The sequence below is a fragment of the Mycobacterium sp. PSTR-4-N genome, from assembly GCF_022348085.1.
Classification (GTDB): domain Bacteria; phylum Actinomycetota; class Actinomycetes; order Mycobacteriales; family Mycobacteriaceae; genus Mycobacterium.
Genome location: NZ_JAKRFN010000002.1, coordinates 120,823 through 141,724, shown reverse-complemented (window position 1 = coordinate 141,724; position 20,902 = coordinate 120,823). Strand labels below are relative to the sequence as shown.

Here is a 20,902-nt window from a genome sequence, read left to right as displayed (position 1 = left end):
TAGCGGTCGGACCCGGGTGACGTGGATCGTGGTCAGCCATGACCACCAACACCGATCGGTATCGCGCGGCACGTGACCACCTCATCGAGATGATCGGTGATTACGACACGGCCGTCGAGACCTTCGAGTGGCCCAGCATCACGGGGCAGTTCAATTGGGCGACAGACTGGTTCGACATCGTCGCTGCCGACCGCCCGCAGGACGTCGCCTTGTGGATCGTCGAGCAGGACGGCAGCGAAGAGAAGGTGACCTTCGGGCAGATGGCCGCGCGCTCTGATCAGGTGGCGACGTGGTTACAGGAGGTGGGCGTCGGTCGCGGGGACCGGGTCATCCTGATGCTGGGCAACCAGGTCGAACTGTGGGAGTCGATGCTCGCGGTGGCCAAGCTCGGCGCGGTGATCATGCCGACCACGGCGGCCCTCGGCCACGACGACGTCGCGGATCGGCTGCGACGCGGCGGCGCCGGTTTCGTGATCGCCAACTCCGGCGATGCCGCGAAATTCGACGGGGTGGACGCCTCGTTCGTCGGCATCGCGGTGGGAGAGCCGGTGCCGGGCTGGCATCCCTACGCCGAGGCCGCCGCCGTGGAACCCGCGGGTCCGTTCGAGCCGGGGACGGTGCCGTCGGACCCGTTGCTGATCTACTTCACCTCGGGCACCACCAGCAAGCCCAAGCTGGTCGAGCATTCTCAGGTCAGCTACCCGGTCGGGCATCTGACGACGGCGGCGTGGCTGGGGGTGCGGCCCGGTGACGTCCACCTGGCGATCAGCTCACCCGGGTGGGCCAAGCATGCGTGGAGTTGCTTCTTCGCGCCGTGGATCGCGGAGGCGACGATCTTCGTCTACAACTACGCCCGCTTCGACGCCGCGGCGTTGCTGCACCAGCTGCGCCGCGCCGGGGTTAACACGTTCTGCGCGCCGCCGACCGTGTGGCGCATGCTGATTCAGGCCGATCTGGGTGCCAGGCCCGAGGGACTACGGGAGATCCTCGGCGCGGGCGAGCCGCTCAACCCGGATGTGATCTCCCGGGTCGAGAAGGCATGGGGTCTGACGATCCGGGACGGGTTCGGCCAGACCGAGACGACGTTGGCGGTCGGCAACACCCCGGGACAGCCCGTGAAGGCCGGCTCGATGGGTCGCCCGATGCCCGGGGTGCCGGTCGTGCTGATCGACCCGCTGACCGGAGAACGGGCGCAGGAGGGGGAGATCTGCCTCGACCTGGGTGAGGCTCCGCCGAATCTCATGACCGGCTACCTCGGCGACGAGACGCGCAACACGCACGTCATGCGTGACGGCTACTACCACACCGGGGATGTGGCCAACCGCGACGCCGACGGCTACATCACCTACATCGGCCGCACCGACGACGTCTTCAAGTCCTCCGACTACAAGGTGTCGCCGTTCGAGTTGGAGAGCGTGCTCATCGAACACCCGGCCGTCGTCGAGGCGGCCGTCGTGCCCGCTCCCGACGACACCCGCCTCGCCGTGCCCAAGGCCTATGTCGCACTTGCCGAAGGCTGGTCTGCCGACGCCGAAACAGCCCGGCAGATCTTGCAGTACAGCCGCGACCACCTCGCGCCCTACCTCAAGGTGCGCCGCGTCGAGTTCTTCGACCTGCCCAAGACGATCTCGGGCAAGATCCGCCGCGTCGACCTGCGCCGCCGCGAGGAGGAGGCGCATGCCGCGGGTACGCCCATCGAGACCGAACACCGGTACGAGGATCTGTTGTCATGAGCGCCAGTTACGAGGCCGGTCCGGTCGACACGCCGATCCTCGAGGAGACCATCGGCGCGAACCTGGAACGCGCCGCGGCTCGCCACGGTGGTGTCGAGGCGCTCGTCGATGTCGCGCAGGGTCTTCGGTACTCCTACGCCGAGCTGAACGCCGAGGTCGACGTCATCGCCCGCGGCCTGATGGCGAAAGGCATCGCGAAGGGCGATCGCGTCGGGATCTGGGCGCCGAACTGCGCGCAGTGGACCATCGCGCAGTACGCGTGCGCCAAGGTGGGCGCGATCCTGGTCAACATCAATCCGGCGTACAGAACGCACGAACTCGCCTATGTGCTCGAGCAATCGGGGACGCGGTTGCTGATCGCCGCGACGTCGTTCAAGACCTCGGATTACGTGAGCATGGTCCGTGAGGTCCGGGGGTCCGTTCCGCATCTGACCGATGTCGTGTTCATCGGCACTCCCGACTGGGATGCGCTGCGCGCCGGGGCGTCCGCGGTGGGGGTCGACGAGCTCGTCGGCCGTGCCGCCGGGCTCGACAACCGCGACCCGATCAACATCCAGTACACCTCGGGCACAACGGGTTTCCCGAAGGGTGCGACGCTCTCGCATCGCAACATCCTCAACAACGGCTACTTCACCACCGAGCTCATCGGGTTGGGCCCTGGGGATCGGCTCTGCATCCCGGTGCCGTTCTATCACTGCTTCGGCATGGTGATGGGCAACCTGGGTTGCACCAGTCACGGCACCACGATGGTGATCCCCGCGCCGGGGTTCGATCCGGGATCGACGCTGAGCGCCATCGAAGCGGAACGGTGCACGGGGGTGTACGGGGTCCCGACGATGTTCATCGCGATGCAGAACCACGCCGACTTCGGCCGGCGCGACCTGTCGACGGTGCGGACGGGGATCATGGCGGGCTCGGTGTGCCCGGTCGAGGTGATGAAGCGTTGCGTCAACGACATGAACATGGCGGAGGTCGCGATCGCCTACGGCATGACCGAGACGTCGCCGGTGTCCTGCCAGACGCGCGTCGACGACGATCTGGAGCGGCGTACGGCGACGATCGGGCGGGCGCACCCGCATGTGGAGATCAAGGTGATCGACCCCGACACCGGCGAGACCGTCGAGCGCGGCGAGCCCGGCGAGTTCTGTACCCGCGGCTACTCGGTCATGCTCGGTTACTGGAACGACGACGAGAAGACCGCGCAGGCGATCGACCCCGACGGGTGGATGCACACCGGTGATCTCGCGGTCATGCGTGAGGACGGCTACTGCACGATCGTCGGCCGCATCAAGGACATGGTGATCCGCGGCGGGGAGAACATCTACCCGCGCGAGATCGAGGAGTTCCTCTACACCCATCCCGACATCGAGGACGCCCAGGTGATCGGTGTGCCGGACCCCACCTACGGGGAGGAGGTCTGCGCCTGGCTCCGGATGCGCCCGGGCCGGCCGGCACTCGACGCGGCCGCCCTGCGGCAGTTCGCGTCGGAGGCGTTGGCGCACTACAAGATCCCGCGCTACGTGCACGTGGTCGACGAGTTCCCGATGACCGTCACCGGCAAGGTGCGCAAGGTCGAGATGCGCGAGCGCAGCGTCGAGATCTTCGGCCTCTAGCGGAATTCGGAGAAGAACGCGACGACGTCGTCGGTGAACAGTTCGGGCTGTTCGAACGCGGCGAAGTGTCCCCCGCGAGGCATCGTGGTCCAGCGGGTGATGTTGTAGGTCGCTTCGCACCAGCGGCGCGACGAGCGCAGGATCTCCTTGGGGAACGACGCGACGCCCGTGGGCAATTCGACCCGACCGCCGTCGCGGAACGAGCCGAAGCTCTCCCAGTACAACCTTGCCGACGACGCCGCGCTGGCCGTCAGCCAGTAGAGCATCACGTTGTCGAGCATCTCGTCTTTGGTCAGCACGTTCTCCGGGTGCCCGTCGCTGTCGGTCCAGGCCCAGAACTTCTCGACGATCCACGCCATCTGTCCGACGGGCGAATCTGTGAGCCCGTAGCCCAGCGTCTGTGGGCGCGTCGACTGCTGCTTGGAGTAACCGGTGCCCCACTGCTGGTGCTCGGCGTAGGCCTCGAGCACCTCGCGCTCCTCGGCGGTGATGTCGCTGAGGTCTTTCGGCGGCCGCCCGATCGGCATGTTGGTGTGGATTGCCACGCAGTGGCCCTCGTTGCGGCCGATCTGTGTGGTGATTGCCGAGCCCCAGTCGCCGCCCTGGGCGCCGTAGCGCCGGTAGCCCAGGCGAACCATCAGCTCGTCCCACGCCGCCGCGATGCGTTCGACGCCCCAGCCGGTCGCGGTGGGTTTGCCCGAGAAGCCGTAACCCGGAAGCGACGGGCATACGACGTCGAATCCGGCGGCGGTCAGCGGCTCGATCACCTTGGAGAACTCGACGATCGAGCCCGGCCAGCCGTGGGTGATCAACAGCGGGAAGGCTTTCTCGCCGTCATCGCGACCGCTGCGCTGGTGCACGAAGTGGATCGGCAACCCGTCGATCTCGGTGGTGAACTGGTCGAACCGATTCAACGCGGCTTCCCTTGTGCGCCAATCGTAGTCATCGCGCCAGTAGGCGGCGAGCTCGCGCGCGTAGGACAGCGGCAGGCCCTGGCTCCAGTCGTCGGTGCATTCGGGTTCGGGCCATCGGGTCCGGGTCAGCCGGTCCTGCAGGTCGGCGAGGTCGGTGTCGGGGATCGCGATGCGGAACTCGGAGATGTCGGGCATGACCCATCCTGGCACCGGGATAATCGGACCTCGTGTCCACCCCGACGCTCGTTCTGCTCGCCGCCACCACGCTGGCCGCCTGTGTCTGCCTGGGTGCCGCCCTCTACGAGGCGCTCGTCGTCGATCCGTACTGGCCGAGGCGCCCGGGGCTGATTCAGTCGCGCAACGGCGGTATCGCGCGCATCCGGTTCTGGCTGCCCGCGCCCGTCGTGTTCGAGGTTCTCCTGATCGTCACCCTGATCCTGACGTGGGGGGACTCGGCGATCGGGATTCCGCTGCTGGTGGCGCTGGTCAGCCACGCCACGATGCGGCTGTGGGCGCTGTTCGACCTCGTCCCGCGGGCGGCGGAGTTCGAACGCACCGATCCTGCCGACGTCGACGAGGCCGCGGCGGTGCGCTGGACGCGGCGCAATCTGTTGCGGGTGCCGCTGCTGTTGATCACTTCCGGCGCCATGCTCACCGCGTTGGCGATGGCGTGACGCTCAGCCCTCGGGGAAGATCCGCGGCAGTTCAGTCGCGCTGCCGGTGAAGTTCGGTGCCCGCTTCTCCCGGAACGCCGCGACGCCTTCCTTGCCGTCGCCGAGCGAGGTGTAGAACATCGCCAGCGAGTCGCTGAGGTGTGCCTGCAGCGGAGTTTCGACGGCGCCGTTGCGGTAGATCAACTGCTTGGCCAGCGCCAGCGCCACCGGCGAACGTCCGGAGACGTAGCTGCGCGCCAGCGCGACCGCATCTGCGACCAGCGAATCGGCCGGATGCACCGAGCGCAGCAGCCGGCCGGCCAGCGCGTCCTCGGCGGTGAGGATGTCGGCCGAGTACACCCAGTCCAGCGCCTGCTGAATGCCGACCAGCCGGGGCAGGAACCACGACGAGCAGGCCTCGGGCACGATGCCCAGGCGGCCGAACACGAAACCGATCCGGGCATTCTCGGACGCCACGCGGATGTCCATGGCCAGCGTCATCGTCGCGCCGATGCCCACCGCGGCGCCGTTGATGGCGGCGATGACGGGTTTGGGGAGCGCGTGGATCGCGAGGGTGACGCGGCCGCCGGTGTCGCGGATGCCGCTGTGCAACGGCTCGGTCGCGTAGTCGGCCTGCACCTGTTCCGGTGTCGGCGTCAGACTCTCGTCCAGACCGAACACGTTGCCGTCGGCCGAGAGGTCCATGCCCGCGCAGAACGCGCGGCCGGCGCCGGTGACGACGACGGCACGGATCGCGTCGTCGTAGGCGTCGACGGTGAAGAACCGCTCGAGTTCGCGGGCCATCGTCACCGTGAAGGCGTTGAGCTGATCGGGGCGCGACAACGTCAGCAGCGCGACCCCGTCGGCATCGACGGTGCAGTGCAGGGTTTCGTAATCCACGTCGGTGAGGCTACCGACCGCCCCGGCTCACGCTTCGAGTTCGCCGAGCACCGTGCGTTCGATCGCCGCGCGGGTGGCGATGGGGAGAACGACGAGACCGGCCAGTTCTTTCTGCGCCCGGCCGTAGGCGTTCTGGCGCTCCTGCGGTGTGGCGGCGTCGTCGCCGGCCAAGCGCAACAGATGCTGGGCGCGGGCCAGCCGGTCCTGGTCGTCGGCGGAGAAGTCGCTGCGCCGCCGCCGGGTCGCTTCGGCCTCGGCGGCATCGAACGCGGCGACGTAGTCGCCGACCGCGTCGCGATACGCGGCCGCGGCATCGCGGTCGCCCAGCACGTCGTCGGCGTGCGCGGGCCGCAGCAGGTCGGCCCGGCTCTTCGCCTTGTGGAACGCCAGCGTCAACGGCTCCCGCATGTCCGTCATCACCGGGAAGTCGAGCAGCTTCGCGACGTCCAGTTCGTAGGAGAGCCAGCGCGCATCGGTGGCATCGTGGCGCTCGAGCACCTTGGTCAGCTCGCGGCGCCTGGTCTCGGCGGAGGCTGCGCCCGAGGCCTTCTCCCTGGCGAGCGCGACTTTCGTCTCCTGCTTGATGCGGTACCGCTCGAGCCGACGCTGGGCACGGCGTTCGTTGGCGGCCGAGATGCCGCGCGCGGCGCCGCCGATCACCCCGCCGAGCGGGAAGACCAGCCACCAGTAGTTTCCGGCGAACTGCAACAGCGCCTCCACATGCCCAGAATGCCACCGGGTCATGTGGTGGGATTGCCCCTGTGCCGGACGCGCCGTCAGATCCAGTCCCCGACGACTCCGAGCCCGCGATCGTCGCGCGGGGGCTCACGCTGCGCGGTCCGTGGGGTCCGGTGTACGGGCCGGTCGACCTCGACGTCCCCGCGGCGGGCGTGACGGTCATGGTCTGTCCGGCAGGGTCGGGGCGCACTGCGCTGTCGATGACGCTGGCCGGGCGGATGCGTCCGACGTCGGGGTCGCTGACGGTGTTCGGACGGACCCGCGCCCGCGACATCTTCGCCGTTGCGGCCCTGGCCGGCATCGACGAACTCGACACCGTCGCCGAGTCCGTCACCGTGGGTGATCTCATCACCGAGCAGCTGCGCTGGGATGCGCCCTGGTACAAGCTGATTCGCCGCGCGGATGACGACGATCTGCGGCGCGTGTGCGGGCCTGTCTTCGGTGAGTTGCCGCTGCCGCCCCGCACGGAGTTCGTCGAGGAGCTGACCGAGCTCGACGGTCTGCTGCTGCGTATCGCACTCGCCAACACCAGACGCCCCGCGCTGCTCGTGGTGGGCAACCTCGAGCAGGTCACCAGCGACGCGAACCGCGAGCTGCTGGTCGACCGTCTGGTCGATCTCGGCCGCGAACAGACCGTGCTGACGGCGAGCGTCAACGGCGTCGCGGCCCGCCCCGGGCTGCGAGAGATACCGGTGGCCGGCGTCGCCCGCGCCGAACTGGCGAGACATCAGGAAGGTGGGGCGTAGTGGTACTGGCCGGTATGTCACTGGGCACGGATCTCAAGCGGTACTCGCACGGGTTGATGCCGCGGATCGCGCTCGTCACGATCATCCTGTTGCCGCTGCTGTACGGCGCGATGTACCTGTGGGCGTTCTGGAATCCGTTCGCCGAGGTGGGCAAGGTGCCGGTCGCGCTGGTCAATGCCGATCGCGGCGCCGAGGTGCAGGGCGCCCAGGTGAACGCCGGTGACGAGGTCGCCCGCGCGCTGCTCGATTCGGGCCAGCTGGACCTCACGGAGGTCTCCGCGCAGGAGGCCGCCGACGGTGTGGCCGACGGCCGCTTCTACTTCTCGATCACGTTGCCGGAGAACTTCTCCGAGCTGGTGGCATCACCCGCCGGGCCCCGTCCTGCGCAGGCACCGCTGCAGTTCACGTTCAACGACGCGAACAACTATCTCGGCACCGTCATCGGACAGAACGCCTCACGCGAGATCCTCAACCAGGTCAACGCGAAGATCGGAGAACGCGGCATCGGCACCGTGGTCAACGGCCTCGTCGATGCCGGCTCGGGTCTCGATCAGGCTGCCGGCGGCGCCCAGCAACTGGCCGATGGTCTGGTCTCCGCCGACGACGGCGCACACCGGCTCGCCGGGGGCGCGGACACATTGACCTCGGGCCTGCGCGCCGCGCAGACGGGATCGGCGCAACTCGCCGCGGGCACCCGGCGCCTGAGCGGGTCCGTCGACACAGCGACCGCACCGCTGCTCGACGTGCTCGACCGGGTGGGCGGGTTGGGCCTGAATCCCGACGAGGTCGCCGGCGCCGCGCAGCACCTCTCCGGTGCCGTCCGGTCGACGACCGACCGGATCGCCGCGCTCAACATCAACAGTGCTCAGGCGGCTGCGATCGTCGACCAGGCCGTCGGATTCCTGCAGAACAACCCCGATCCCGCGGCTCGTGACGCCGGGCAGGCGCTCGCCGGCGCGCAGCACCTGCTGCGTGCGCAGGGCATCGATCCCACGACCGACGACGGGCTGATCCGGCTGCGCGACAGCGCCGCGACGCTCGAGGGAGAACTCGGCGACCCCCACAGCCGACTACGGACATTCCTGACGCGGGCTCTGAACGGCGGTCTGCGTTCCGACGTCGCGCAGCTGCGCGACGGGGTCCATCAACTGGATTCCGGTGCGCAGCGCCTGAATGCGGGTCTGGGTCAACTAACGGCCGGGGGCAACCAATTGTCCTCCGGCGCGCATCAACTCGCCGACGGCACCGCGCAGTTGCGCACCGGTGGGCAGGAGCTGGCCACCCGCTTGCGACAGGGCGCGCAACAGATCCCGTCGTGGAATCCGCAGCAGCGTACCGAGGTCGCGCGCACCCTCGCCGCACCGACCGAGCTCGATCTGCGCAACACCCATCCGGCGGCGACGTTCGGCACCGGGTTCGCGCCGTTCTTCCTCCCGCTGGCCCTGTTCATCGGCGCGCTGATCGTGTGGATGTTGTTGACACCGTTGCAATCCCGACCCATCGTGAACGGACTGGGCGCGCTGCGTGTGGTGCTGGCGTCGTACTGGCCGGGCCTGCTGATCGTGGTCTGCCAGGTGGTGGTGATGTACGTGGTCGTGCACTTCGGGGTGGGCTTGCAGGCCGTCTATCCGCTGGCCACGGTCGCGTTCCTGGCACTCGTCGCGGGCGCCTTCCTGGCTCTCATCCAGGCGTTCAACGCGGTGCTCGGCGTCGCGGTCGGCCGCGTCGCCACACTGGCGTTCCTGATGCTGCAGCTGGTCTCGGCCGGCGGGATCTACCCGGTCGAGACCACCGCGAAGCCCTTCCAGATCCTGCACCCCTTCGATCCGATGACCTACGCGGTCAACGGGTTACGCCAGTTGATCGTCGGCGGTGTGGATGCTCGGCTGTGGACGGCGATCGCGGTCCTGTCGGCGGTGCTGCTGGCCTCATTGGCCGCCAGTGCCTGGGCGGCGCGGCGCAACCGCCAGTACACGATCGAGCGGCTCCACCCACCGATCGAGGTCTGACGTGAGCCGCGACGACGATCGACGGCTCAAGGATTTCGCCGGTGCCGTGGTGCTGCTCCTCCTGCAGGCCTTCTGTTGGCGCGCTGCGATGTTCCTCTCCCACGGCGATGGTGCGGTGTTGGGCTACGGCGGGTTCGCGATGCTCATGGTCACCCTGGCCGTGACGATCTCGCAGGTGGTCAGGAAGCGGCCGGCCGCGTGGCTCGCGTTGGGCGGGCTGGTGCTGCAGGTCGCGGTCTGCGCGTTCGCTCTGCTCCTGTGAGCTCTCAGGGCAGGCCGATGCGGCGATAGCGTTCGATGCGGGCGGCGAGGCGCTGCTCGGCGGGCGCCGTCCTCAAGGCGTGCAGCTCGGCGGCGATGGTGTCCGACAGCCGGCTGATGAACGCGCGCGGTTCGTCGGCGGCATCGGGATGTTCTGGCACGATCGCGTCGACGATACCGCTGCGCAGCAGGTCGGTGGATCGAATACCCTGTGCCGCAGCAAGTTCCGGGGCGTGGTCGACATCGCGGTACACGATCGCGCTCGCGCCCTCGGGCGGTAACGGTGCGAGCCAGCCGTGCAACGCGGCGATCACGCGATCGGCCGGCACCATCGCCAGGGCGGGGCCGCCGCTGCCCTGCCCCAGCAGGATCGACAGCGTCGGGGTGTCCAGCATCACCAGATCGGCCAGGCAGCGCGCGATCTCGCCGGCCAGACCGTCCTCCTCGGCCTCGACCGACAGCGCGGGGCCCGCGGTGTCGATCACCAGCACCAGGGGCAGTTGCAGACCTGCCGCCAGCGCCATGCCGCGCCGCGCCTCGCGAAGCGCAGCGGGGCCGACCACTCTGGTGACGATGTGCTGCTGACCGAGGACGACGGCGGGCTGGCCGCCGAACCGCGCCAGCGCCAGCACCGTCGTCGCGGCCTCGCCCTGTCCCGTACCGGACAGCAGGACCCGTTCGGTGGAGCCGTGGCGCAGCAGCGCGCCGATCCCGGGCCGGTCCGGACGCCGGGAGAGCTCGACCGAGTCCCAGGCAGGCACGTCGGGCAGCGTCTCGGGCTGGGGAGCCGGTGGGGCGGTGCCGGGCGGGTCTGACACCACGGTCAGGGTGCGGTCGATGGTCGCGCGCAGGACGTCGAGCGGTACCACCGCGTCGACCACGCCGTGACGGCGAAGGTTCTCCGCGGTCTGTACGCCCGCGGGGAAGGGTTCGCCGTAGAGGTGCTCGTAGACGCGCGGTCCGAGAAACCCGATCAGCGCGCCCGGCTCGGCGGCGGTGACATGACCCAGCGAGCCCCACGATGCGAACACCCCGCCCGTGGTCGGGTGCCGCAGGTACACCAGGTACGGCAGATGGGCCTGCTTGTGCTGCTGCACAGCGGCGGTGATCTTGACCATCTGCAGGAAGGCCACGGTGCCCTCCTGCATGCGGGTGCCCCCCGAACTGGGCGAGGCCAGCAGAGGTAGCCGCTCGGCGGTGGCCCGGTGCACCGCCGCGACGATGCGTTCCGCGGCGGCCACGCCGATGGACCCGGCCAGGAAGTCGAACTCGCACACGACCAGCGCGACGCGGCGGCCGAGCACCCGGCCCTCCCCGGTCAGCACCGACTCGTCGAGACCGCTCGCCGCGCCGGCAGCGGTCAGTTCGCGCCGGTAGGCGTCCGACATCGGGACCTCGAGAGGCGCGGAATCCCAGCTCACGAAGGATTCGTCGTCGAGAACGGCGTCGCGCAGCTCGAGGGCGCGGATCCGGCTCACAGCTCGAGGCTAATAGGCTGGGCCCATGATTGAAGCCACCCGTGACGGCCACGTGCTGACTCTGGAGATGCAGCGTCCGGAGCGGCGCAACGCCCTGAACTCCGAACTCGTCGACGGTCTGCGCGAGGCGATCGAGAAAGCGGGCAGCGAGGACGTCCGCGCGATCGTGCTCACCGGCGCCGGCCATGTGTTCAGCTCCGGCGCCGATCTGTCCGGCGGCCAGGGCGTGGCCGACGAGCTGCCGGACAAGGCGCGGGCGCTGAACCTGGCGATCGACCGGGCGCCGTTGCCCGTCATCGGGGCGGTGAACGGCCCGGCCATCGGCGCCGGAGTGATCCTGTCGATGATCTGCGATCTGCGCGTGGTCGCGCCCGAGGCCTACTTCCAGTTCCCGGTCGCCAAGTACGGCATAGCGCTGGACAACTGGAGCATCCGCCGGCTGACCTCGCTCGTGGGCGCCGGCCGCGCGCGCGGCATGCTGCTGGCCGCCGAGCGGCTGACGTCGGAGGCGGCGTTGCAGACCGGAATGGCCAACCGGATCGGCACGCTGGCCGACGCCCAGGCCTGGGCCCAGGAGATCGCGGGCTACGCGCCGCTGGCGCTGCAGCACGCCAAGCGGGTGCTCAACGACGACGGTGCCTACGAGGACCCGTGGCCCGCGCATCAGGAGCTGTTCGACAAGGCGTGGAAGAGTCAGGACATCATCGAGGCGCAGGTGGCCCGCATCGAGAAGCGCGCGCCGAAATTCCAGGGCGCCTGATGTTCTCCACGGCGCTGCGCTTCGGCTTCGGGACGGCCTCCCTGCTCGGTGCCGGCTGGGTACTGCGGGCGCTGCAGGGCACCTCGGCCTCGTTGGGCGCCACACCCGCCGAGATCGCTCCGGTGGCCCGGCGCTCCCCGCAGTACCGCGACGGCAAGTTCGTCAATCTGGAGCCCCCGTCCGGCATGACGGTGGACCGGGAGGCGCAGCGCACGCTGCTGCGCGACCTGGCCAATGCCGGCTCCAAGGGCAAGCCGCCGGGGCCCATCCCGATCGCCGATCCGCCGAAGGTGCATCCGGACGCGCAGACCGTCGCGGCGAGTTGGTACGGCCACTCCAGCTCGCTGATCGAGGTGGACGGCTACCGCGTGCTGGCCGACCCGGTGTGGAGCCGACGGTGCTCACCGTCGCGCGCCGTCGGTCCGGAGCGCATGCACGAGATCCCGCTGCTGATCGAGGCGCTGCCCGCGGTCGACGCGATCATCATCAGCCACGACCACTACGACCATCTCGACATCGACACCGTCATCGCGCTCACGCACAGCCAGCGGGCCCCGTTCCTGGTGCCGCTGGGCATCGGGGCGCATCTGCGGAAGTGGGGCATCCCGGAGAGCCGCATCGTCGAGCTCGACTGGTACGAATCGCACCGCATCGGGGACCTCACGCTGGTCTGCACCCCGGCCCGGCACTTCTCCGGCCGGCTGTTCACCCGCGACACCACGCTGTGGGCGTCGTGGGTGGTGATGGGGCCCCAGCACCGAGCGTTCTTCGGCGGTGACACCGGATACACGAAGAGTTTCGCCGAGATCGGTGCCGAGTTCGGGCCGTTCGACCTGACCCTGCTGCCGATCGGCGCCTACCACCCGGCCTTCTCCGACATCCACATGAACCCCGAAGACGCGGTGCGCGCCCACCTCGACATGACCGACGGCGGACTGATGATGCCGATCCATTGGGCGACGTTCCGGCTGGCGCCGCACCCCTGGGCCGAGCCGGCCGAACGGCTGGTGGTGGCTGCCGACGCCGAAGGCGTCCGGATCGCGGTCCCCATCCCGGGTGGCCGGGTGGACCGCGACTCGACGTTCGACCCCTGGTGGCGGCTGTAACGACCAGCCGCGGGTTACCGTTTCGATCATGAAACTGGCCGTGCTCGCCGTGCTGTCCCTGCTGGCTGCCGGCTGCGGCGCCGCACCCTCGTCGAATACGACGACGTCGGCAGCTCCGCCGAGCCTGAACGCCGACACGCCTCCGCCGTTGGTGCCGGCGATGCCGCTGCCCGCCGACGCGGTCGAAGGCGCAGTGGCCCAGCTCGACGGGCTCGCCGAGGAGCTGATGAGATCCTCCGGCATTCCCGGGATGGCCGTCGCTGTGGTGCATGGTGGAAAGACCGTGTACGCCAGAGGTTTCGGCAAGAAAGATCTCACCAGACCCGACGGCGCCGACAACGCGGTCGGCTCGGACACCGTGTTCCAGCTCGCCTCGGTGTCGAAATCGCTGTCGGCGTCGGTGGTGGCCCACGAGGTCGGCGCGAAGACCGTCGACTGGAACACCCCGGTCGTGTCGAAGCTGCCGTGGTTCGCGCTCGCCGATCCGGCCGTCACCCCGATGGTCTCGATCGGGGACATGATGTCGCACCGCTCCGGGCTGCCCGACCACGCCGGTGACCTGCTCGAGGATCTCGGCTACGACCGCAGGCAGGTCCTGGAGAAACTGCGCGACTATCCACTCGATCCGTTTCGGATCTCCTACGCCTACACCAACTTCGGATTCACCGCCGGTGCGGAGGCGACAGCCGCGGCGGCGAGCAAGCCGTGGGAGGACCTCGCCACCGACGTCCTGTTCCGTCCGCTCGGCATGACGACGGCCAGCTTCCGGTTCGCCGACTACGCCCGCCGCCCCGATCGCGCGGTGGGCCACATTCGCATCGACGGCACCTATCGGCCGCAGTTCGTCCGGGACGCCGACGCGCAGGCCCCCGCCGGCGGTGCCAGCGCCTCGGTGACGGACATGACGCATTGGCTGGCCATGGTGCTGGGCAACGGGACCTTCCAGGGCCGGGCTGTGATCGACCCGGCGGCGCTGCTGCCGGCGCTGACTCCGCAGTCGGTGTCCAGCCCGGCCACCGAACCCGCGATGCGCACGGGCTTCTACGGATTCGGGTTCAACGTCGGCACCACATCGGCGGCACGCACCGAACTGAGTCACTCCGGCGCGTTCGAGTTGGGTGCCGGATCGAACATCCTGATCCTGCCGTCGGCCGACGTCGCGATCGTCGCGCTCACCAACGCGACGCCGACCGGGGTGCCGGAGACACTGACCGCCGAGTTCGCCGATCTGGTGCAGTTCGGTGAGATCCACGAAGACTGGCGCACTCTCTACGCCAAGGCCTTCGCGCAGATCGATGCACCGACAGGTTCCCTGTCCGGCAAGCAGCCACCTGCCGCGCCGGCGCCCGCGGCGCCGCTGTCGAACTATCTGGGGACGTATCGCAACGACTTCTGGGGCCCCGCCACCGTGACCGAGGTCGACGGTGCCCTACGGCTTCGGATCGGAGCGAATCTCGATGTGCCGCTGCGACACTGGGACGGCAACACATTCGCCTACGACTTCATCACCGAGAACGCGCCGCCCGGCACGGTCGCATCGGCGACGTTCGACGGGCCCCGCCTGACGCTGGACTACTACAACTCCGAGGGCAAGGGAGTGTTCACGCGGTGACCGCCGCGGGCCTGTCGGATGCCGAGGTCGCCCGGCGAGTTGCCGAGGGCAAGACCAATGACGTCCCGACGCGCGCCGCACGCAGCGTGTCGGAGATCGTGCGCGGCAACGTGTTCACCCGCATCAACGCCATACTCGGGGTGCTGCTCGTCATCGTGCTCGCCACCGGGTCGGTGATCAACGGGGCGTTCGGTCTGCTGATCATCGCCAACAGTGGAATCGGCATGATCCAGGAGCTGCGGGCCAAGCGCACCCTGGACAGGCTCGCGATCGTCGGTCAGGCGAAACCGTTGGTGCGCAGGCAGTCCGGTACCGCGCCGCGGCAGCCGAGCGAGGTGGTGCTGGACGATCTCATCGAGCTCGGCCCGGGGGACCAGATCATCGTCGACGGTGACGTCGTCGACGCGGCGAACCTGGAGGTGGACGAGTCGCTGCTGACCGGAGAAGCGGATGCGATCACCAAGAATTCCGGCGATCACGTGATGTCGGGCAGCTTCGTGGTGGCGGGCAGCGGGGTCTACCGCGCCACCAAGGTGGGCCGGGAGGCCTACGCCGCCAAGCTCGCCGAGGAGGCCAGCAAGTTCACGTTGGTGAAGTCCGAACTGCGCAGCGGCATCAACAGGATCCTGCAGTTCATCACCTACCTGCTGGTGCCGGCGGGGGCGCTGACCATCTACACCCAGTTGTTCACCACCGATGCGGGCTGGCGGGAATCCGTCCTGCGCATGGTCGGCGCGCTGGTGCCGATGGTGCCCGAGGGCCTGGTGCTGATGACCTCGATCGCGTTCGCCGTCGGCGTGGTCCGACTGGGGCGGAGGCAGTGTCTGGTCAACGAGCTACCCGCCATCGAGGGGCTGGCCCGGGTGGACGTGGTGTGCGCGGACAAGACCGGCACGCTCACCGAGAACGGGATGCGGGTCAGCGAGGTCGAGCCGCTGGACGGTAGCGCTTTCGCCGACGTGCTCGCCCAGCTCGCGGCCGATGACGCCAGGCCCAACGCCAGCATGGCCGCGATCGCCGAGGCGTACCGCATGCCGCCGGGCTGGACGGCCACCGCCACCGCACCCTTCAAGTCGGCCACCAAGTGGAGCGGGGCGTCGTACGGGGAGCACGGTAACTGGGTGATCGGTGCGCCGGACGTGCTGCTCGACCCGACGTCGTCGGCGGCCGCGCAGGCCGAGCGGCTCGGTGCGCAGGGTCTGCGCGTGCTGCTGCTGGGGTCGGCCGACGTACCGGTCGACGATCCGCAGGCTCCGGGCCCGGTCACCCCGGCGGCGTTGGTCGTACTGGAGCAGCGGGTGCGGCCTGACGCTCGCGACACCCTCGAATACTTCGCCTCGCAACGGGTTTCGGTGAAGGTGATCTCCGGGGACAACGCGGTGTCGGTGGGTGCGGTGGCGGCCTCCCTCGGTCTCGCGGGTGAGACGATGGATGCGCGCCGGTTGCCTACCGAACCCGATCGCCTGGCCGAGACCTTGGAGGAATGCACGACGTTCGGCCGGGTGCGGCCCGACCAGAAGCGGGCGATGGTGCACGCCCTGCAGTCGCGCGGCCACACCGTCGCGATGACCGGCGACGGCGTCAACGACGTGCTGGCCCTCAAGGACGCCGACATCGGCGTGGCGATGGGATCGGGGAGTTCGGCGTCCCGCGCAGTTGCTCAGATCGTGTTGCTGGACAACAAGTTCGCCACCCTGCCCTACGTCGTGGGCGAGGGCAGGCGGGTGATCGGCAACATCGAGCGGGTCTCCAACCTGTTCCTCACCAAGACCGTCTATTCGGTGCTGCTCGCGGTCCTGGTCGGGGTCGCGGGTCTGTCGGCGAAGATCTTCGGCACCGATCCGCTCCTGTTCCCGTTCCAGCCGATCCACGTCACCATCGCCGCCTGGTTCACGATCGGTGTGCCGGCGTTCATCCTGTCGTTGGCGCCCAATGCCGAGCGCGCTCACTCCGGGTTCGTGCGCCGGGTGATGACCGCCGCGCTTCCCTCGGGTGTGGTGGTGGGCCTGGCGACGTTCGTGTCCTACCTGTTGGCCTACCAGGGGCGCGCCGCCACCGCGGTCGAGCAGACGCAGGCCTCGACCGCGGCGCTGATCACTCTGTTGGTGTCGGCGCTGTGGGTGCTCGCGGTGGTGGCCCGACCCTATGAGTGGTGGCGGGTCGCCCTGGTTGTCGCGTCCGCGCTGGCCTATGTGCTGATCTTCAGCCTGCCGGTGGCGCAGAAGGTGTTCCTGCTCGATCCGACGAACCTGGCGACCACCTCGACGGCGCTGGTCATCGGGCTGCTCGGGGCGGCGGCCGTGGAGGTGATCTGGTGGGTGCAGGGCAGGCTCCTCGGTGAAACCCGCAGGCTGTGGCGTTCGCCAGAACGGTAAAGTCGGGGGCATGGGATTTTTGGACAAGGCGAAAGATCTTCTCTCCAAGAACGCCGACAAAGTGGACACCGTGATCGACAAGGCCGGTGACCTCGTGGACAAGAAGACGCAGGGCAAGTACGCCTCGACTGTCGACAAGGTGCAGGACGCCGCCAAGAAGGCCGTCAGCGACCAGACCGGACAGCCCGGCGCCCCCGGTCAGCCCGGGACGGCCAAGCCGCCGGTTCCGCCGCAGCAGGAGCCTCCGACGGCGCCTCCGGTGTCGTAACGCCGATGGCAAAGCTCTCGGTGTCCGTCGACGTGCCTCTGCCGCCCGAACAGGCGTGGGAGAGCGCGTCGGATCTGTCCCGCTTCAAGGAATGGTTGTCCATCCACCGGATGTGGCGCTCGCCGCTGCCCGACACCATCGACAAGGGCACGACACTCGACTCGATCGTCGAAGTGAAAGGCATGCTCAACCGCATCTCGTGGACGGTCGTGCACTTCAAGCCGCCGGAGGCCATGACGCTCAACGGCGTCGGGCGCGGCGGGGTCAAGGTGAAGCTGATCGGCAAGGTGCGGCCCGCCGCAGGCACGCGCGCAGACACGGGCACAGACATTCCCGTCGGCTCGAACGTGCAGTTCGACGTGCATCTGGGCGGGCCTGCGCTGTTCGGTCCCATCGGCATGGTGGTGGCCAGCGCGCTGCAGAGCGACATCCAGGAGTCGCTGAACCGCTTCAAGGCCGTGTTCGCGCCCTCCTGAGTTCTTGCCGCGAGAGTTCTGCCGGCGAGCAGACGTGAACTCGAGCTGAGGAGGCCCCAGAAAGCTCGAGTTCGCGTCTGCTCGCGGGAGTCGGCTAGAGCGCGTCGGCGATAGGGGTGTCCCCGGCGATCACTTCGAACGTGCGGCCCGCGGTCGCCGGTGCGTCGAGCACCGCGACGATGACCGCCGCGACATCTGCCCGCGCGATCTTGCCCCGGCCGGTGCTCTCGGCGATCGTGACCCGCCCGGACGGTGCGTCGTCGGTCAGCTGGCCTGGCCGCACAATGGTCGTCGAAAGGATTGTCCGCGAACGTATTTCGTCGTCGGCGGCGCCTTTGGCGCGAAGGTAGGCCACGAAGACGTCGTCGGCTGCGTCATCGGGTGTGTCGGCGTCGGCACCCATCGCCGAGATCATCACGTAGCGCTGCACACCGGCCGCTTCGGCGGCGTCGGCCAACAGGATCGCGGCATCCCGGTCGACGCTCTGCTTCCGTGCGGCGCCGCTGCCGGGGCCCGCGCCGGCAGCGAACACCACGGCGTCCGCGCCGGCCAGGTGGCCGGCGACCTCGTCGACGGTCGCGCTCTCGAGGTCGACCACGACCGCTCGGGCACCGGTGGCCTCCACGTCGGCGGCATGGTCCGGGTTGCGGATCAATCCCACGGCCTGGTCGCCGCGCGCGGCGAGCAGCCGTTCGGTGATCACTGCGATCTTGCCGTGACCGCCTGCGATGACAACCTGCATCGTCGATTCCTCCTCGGTCGGGGACACTGGTGTGCGTGTGTACCACCGTGCCCCGGCGTGATCCGGGCGAAACCGTCGGGTCGATACTGGCGCCCGTGCATTTGGCAGTCGTCCGTGTCCTGACCGCGCTGGCCGCATCGGTGGTCACCGTCGTCGCATCCGCCGTTCCGGCCTCCGCCGCTCCCGGGCCGGCGCAGGGCCTCCAGGTCGGCGGTCTGCAGCGCACCTACTCGGTGCACGTGCCCCCTGGCGCCGTCACCGGCCTGGTGATCAACCTGCACGGTGCGGGGCAGACGGGCCGTGACCAGGAGGCGTGGACCAACTACGACGCCATCGCCGACCGGCACGGTTTCGTCGTCGCGTACCCGGACGGCGTCGACATGAGCTGGGCGGACGGCCGCGGTGGTTCGGTCCCCGAGCGGCAGGGCGTCGACGACGTGGGGTTCCTCTCCGCGTTGATCACGCAGCTCACCGGCGAGTACGGCGTCAACCCGGGCCGGGTGTTCGTCACGGGCATGTCGGCCGGCGGCTTCATGGCCCAGCGGCTGGCCTGTGAGCGCGCCGATCTGGTCGCCGCCGTGGTGTCGGTCGCCGGGACGCTCGGTGCGACGGTGCCGTGCGCGCCGTCGCGGCCGGTGTCCGTGCTCGCCGTACACGGCGATGCCGATCCAGTGGTCCCGTTCGGCGGCGGCCCGATGGTCGGCCGAGGCGGGCCGAGCGTGATCGTCTCCGCACCAGAACTGGTCAATCGCTGGCGTGCCATCGACGGATGCCCTCCGCCCGTCGACGCACCGGGTCGGTCATCGTCGATCGGCTGCGCCGACGGCACGGCGGTCGAGTTCGTGATCATCGGCGGCGGCGGGCACGTCTGGCCCACCGGATTCGGCTACGACGCCGGCCAGGCGGGCGCCGACTTCTTCGCCGCCCACGGGCGCTGACCGCCGGGTAGCCGGGCGCGACGCACCCCGCCGCGCCGGGCGTGATCCCGGCGGGTGAGACGGGTGCATGCGGGCGGGACCGCGCGAAACATGCCGGAAACATGATCGCCGCTTTGCCGAAACGAGCGGCCGACATCCTCGTTCGGGACCGCCCGAAGGAGTGCGAACGTGAATCAGATCGATCCCGCAGCGACCGCCTGGCTGTTGGCCAGCACCGCCCTGGTGCTGTTGATGACGCCGGGTCTGGCGATCTTCTACGGCGGGATGGTCCGCACCACCGGCGTGCTCAACATGATCATGATGAGCTTCATCGCGATCCCATTGGTCACGGTGACGTGGTTGCTCGCCGGCTACAGCCTGGCGTTCTCCGACAGCCGCGCCGGCGGGGTGATCGGCAGTCTGTCCCACCTCGGATTGGGCGGGATCACCGCAGACACCGTGCACGGGCAGGTTCCCGAGCTGCTGTTCGTGACGTTCCAGCTCACCTTCGCGATCATCACGGCCGCACTGGTCAGTGGCGCGATCGCCGATCGGGCCAAGTTCGCGGCGTGGGTGGTCTTCGTCCCGCTGTGGGTGATCGTGGTGTATTCGGTTGTCGCGCACTGGGTGTGGGCACCCGGCGGATGGCTGATGCGCTGGGGTGTGCTCGATTACGCCGGCGGGTTGGTCGTCGAGATCGTCTCGGGCGCATCGGCGTTGGCGCTTGCCCTGGTCCTGGGGCCGCGCATCGGCTTCAAGAAGGAGGCGATGCGCCCGCACAACCTGCCGTTCGTCCTACTCGGCGTGGGCCTGCTGTGGTTCGGGTGGTTCGGTTTCAACGCCGGCTCCGCCCTGGCCGCCAACGGGACCGCCGCCGCGATCTTCCTGAACACCTTGGTCGCCGGCTGCCTGGGCATGCTGGGGTGGCTCACGGTCGAACAGATTCGCGACGGCAAGCCGACGACGTTCGGCGCGGCATCCGGCGTCGTGGCCGGCCTGGTCGCGATCACGCCATCGTGCGGGACCGTCACCACGTTCGGTGCCGCGGTGGTGGGTCTGGTCGCCGGCGTGGTGTGTGCCTTCGCCATCGGCTTGAAGTTCCGTTTCGGATACGACGATTCCCTCGACGTCGTCGGGGTGCACTTCGTCGGGGGCGTGGTGGGGGTCGTGCTCATCGGGCTTCTCGCGTCCGCCACGATGACGGGCGGGGCGAGCGGTCTGTTCTACGGTGGCGGCGTCGGTCAGCTCGGCAAGCAGGCGGTGGCGGTCGTCGTCGTCGCGGGCTACGCCTTCGCCGCATCGTTTCTTCTGGCCAAGGCGATCGACAGGGTGATCGGCTTCCGCATCAGCGCCGAGGACGAGGTGTCCGGCGTGGACTTCTCGCAGCACGCCGAAACCGCCTATGCCGAGGGTGTTCACGGCCATGCGCTCGGGCACGGCGCCCCACCCCGGACGGCAGCGTTCGGAACCGGAGGGCCGACCTCGGAATCGACACGGCCTCGGTCGACCGCCCCTGGCGAACAGGCGTCACAGCCGGACTGACGGCAAGCGGTGCCCTGAATTCATGCACCCGGTGTATTCGACGGTGCGGTAAGTTACAG

At 69.2% G+C, this 20,902-nt stretch carries 19 protein-coding genes; 14 read left to right on the top strand and 5 right to left on the bottom strand.

Features of this window, described 5'->3' with window-relative positions; translation table 11 throughout:
* Positions 1-38 precede the first annotated feature (38 nt).
* Together MHN84_RS04020 and MHN84_RS04015 are read left to right on the top strand one after the other, a co-directional pair.
* A complete protein-coding gene (locus MHN84_RS04020) occupies positions 39-1,733 on the top strand; it encodes an AMP-binding protein (protein ID WP_241203342.1) in 1,695 nt (564 codons plus the stop codon).
* Entirely contained in the window at positions 1,730-3,346 is a 1,617-nt protein-coding gene (locus MHN84_RS04015) for an AMP-binding protein (protein WP_241203341.1), read from the top strand. The genes MHN84_RS04020 and MHN84_RS04015 overlap by 4 nt, the downstream gene beginning before the upstream one ends.
* Here the strand turns inward: MHN84_RS04015 and MHN84_RS04010 are convergent.
* On the bottom strand, positions 3,343-4,455 hold the full coding sequence (locus tag MHN84_RS04010) for an epoxide hydrolase family protein (RefSeq protein ID WP_241203340.1): 1,113 nt from the start codon (positions 4,453-4,455) through the stop codon (positions 3,343-3,345). The two genes, MHN84_RS04015 and MHN84_RS04010, sit on opposite strands and share 4 nt — an antisense overlap.
* Before the next feature lie 32 nt (positions 4,456-4,487).
* On the opposite strand from MHN84_RS04010, the gene MHN84_RS04005 reads away from it, so the two are divergent.
* Complete coding sequence (locus MHN84_RS04005; RefSeq protein ID WP_241203339.1) at positions 4,488-4,934, top strand: hypothetical protein; 447 nt, start codon at positions 4,488-4,490, stop codon at positions 4,932-4,934.
* A gap of 3 nt (positions 4,935-4,937) precedes the next feature.
* On the opposite strand, the gene MHN84_RS04000 is transcribed toward MHN84_RS04005, so the two are convergent.
* Entirely contained in the window at positions 4,938-5,813 is an 876-nt protein-coding gene (locus MHN84_RS04000) for a crotonase/enoyl-CoA hydratase family protein (RefSeq protein ID WP_241203338.1), read from the bottom strand.
* 27 nt (positions 5,814-5,840) lie between these two features.
* Entirely contained in the window at positions 5,841-6,533 is a 693-nt protein-coding gene (locus MHN84_RS03995) for a hypothetical protein (RefSeq protein WP_241203337.1), read from the bottom strand.
* A 41-nt stretch (positions 6,534-6,574) separates the two neighbouring features.
* Between MHN84_RS03995 and MHN84_RS03990 the strand changes: the two genes are divergently transcribed.
* Genes MHN84_RS03990 through MHN84_RS03980 form a run of 3 tightly spaced genes read left to right on the top strand, consistent with a single transcriptional unit; the run spans position 6,575 to position 9,568 of the window.
* Positions 6,575-7,297, top strand: a complete 723-nt coding sequence (locus tag MHN84_RS03990) for a hypothetical protein (protein ID WP_241203336.1) — start codon at positions 6,575-6,577, stop codon at positions 7,295-7,297.
* A gap of 14 nt (positions 7,298-7,311) precedes the next feature.
* Positions 7,312-9,306, top strand: a complete 1,995-nt coding sequence (locus tag MHN84_RS03985) for a YhgE/Pip domain-containing protein (protein WP_241203544.1) — start codon at positions 7,312-7,314, stop codon at positions 9,304-9,306.
* Position 9,307: 1 nt separating this feature from the next.
* Positions 9,308-9,568, top strand: coding sequence for a hypothetical protein (locus tag MHN84_RS03980; protein ID WP_241203335.1), 261 nt, complete (start codon positions 9,308-9,310; stop codon positions 9,566-9,568).
* A 4-nt stretch (positions 9,569-9,572) separates the two neighbouring features.
* On the opposite strand, the gene MHN84_RS03975 is transcribed toward MHN84_RS03980, so the two are convergent.
* Complete coding sequence (locus MHN84_RS03975; RefSeq protein WP_241203334.1) at positions 9,573-11,045, bottom strand: carboxyl transferase domain-containing protein; 1,473 nt, start codon at positions 11,043-11,045, stop codon at positions 9,573-9,575.
* Between the two features lie 25 nt (positions 11,046-11,070).
* On the opposite strand from MHN84_RS03975, the gene MHN84_RS03970 reads away from it, so the two are divergent.
* From MHN84_RS03970 to MHN84_RS03945, 6 genes are read left to right on the top strand one after another with little or no spacing between them, the layout of a single operon-like run.
* The gene (locus MHN84_RS03970; protein WP_241203333.1) at positions 11,071-11,805 is read left to right on the top strand and encodes an enoyl-CoA hydratase; all 735 of its coding nucleotides are present in this window, start codon (positions 11,071-11,073) and stop codon (positions 11,803-11,805) included.
* Positions 11,805-12,911, top strand: a complete 1,107-nt coding sequence (locus tag MHN84_RS03965) for an MBL fold metallo-hydrolase (protein WP_241203332.1) — start codon at positions 11,805-11,807, stop codon at positions 12,909-12,911. Before MHN84_RS03970 ends, MHN84_RS03965 begins: the two co-directional genes overlap by 1 nt.
* Before the next feature lie 28 nt (positions 12,912-12,939).
* Positions 12,940-14,523: a serine hydrolase gene (locus tag MHN84_RS03960; RefSeq protein ID WP_241203331.1), complete on the top strand. Its 1,584-nt coding sequence runs from the start codon at positions 12,940-12,942 to the stop codon at positions 14,521-14,523.
* Entirely contained in the window at positions 14,520-16,898 is a 2,379-nt protein-coding gene (locus MHN84_RS03955; protein ID WP_241203330.1) for an HAD-IC family P-type ATPase, read from the top strand. The genes MHN84_RS03960 and MHN84_RS03955 overlap by 4 nt, the downstream gene beginning before the upstream one ends.
* 10 nt (positions 16,899-16,908) lie before the next feature.
* The gene (locus MHN84_RS03950; RefSeq protein WP_241203329.1) at positions 16,909-17,166 is read left to right on the top strand and encodes an antitoxin; all 258 of its coding nucleotides are present in this window, start codon (positions 16,909-16,911) and stop codon (positions 17,164-17,166) included.
* Positions 17,167-17,171: 5 nt separating this feature from the next.
* A complete protein-coding gene (locus MHN84_RS03945; protein WP_241203328.1) occupies positions 17,172-17,642 on the top strand; it encodes an SRPBCC family protein in 471 nt (156 codons plus the stop codon).
* A gap of 94 nt (positions 17,643-17,736) precedes the next feature.
* Here MHN84_RS03945 and MHN84_RS03940 read toward each other — a convergent pair whose 3' ends face one another.
* A complete protein-coding gene (locus tag MHN84_RS03940) occupies positions 17,737-18,384 on the bottom strand; it encodes an NAD(P)H-binding protein (RefSeq protein WP_241203327.1) in 648 nt (215 codons plus the stop codon).
* Between the two features lie 95 nt (positions 18,385-18,479).
* Between MHN84_RS03940 and MHN84_RS03935 the strand changes: the two genes are divergently transcribed.
* Positions 18,480-19,322 (top strand): PHB depolymerase family esterase, encoded by an 843-nt coding sequence (locus tag MHN84_RS03935; protein WP_241203326.1) that lies wholly within the window; start codon positions 18,480-18,482, stop codon positions 19,320-19,322.
* A gap of 168 nt (positions 19,323-19,490) precedes the next feature.
* Positions 19,491-20,843 (top strand): ammonium transporter, encoded by a 1,353-nt coding sequence (locus MHN84_RS03930; protein WP_241203325.1) that lies wholly within the window; start codon positions 19,491-19,493, stop codon positions 20,841-20,843.
* Positions 20,844-20,902 lie beyond the last annotated feature (59 nt).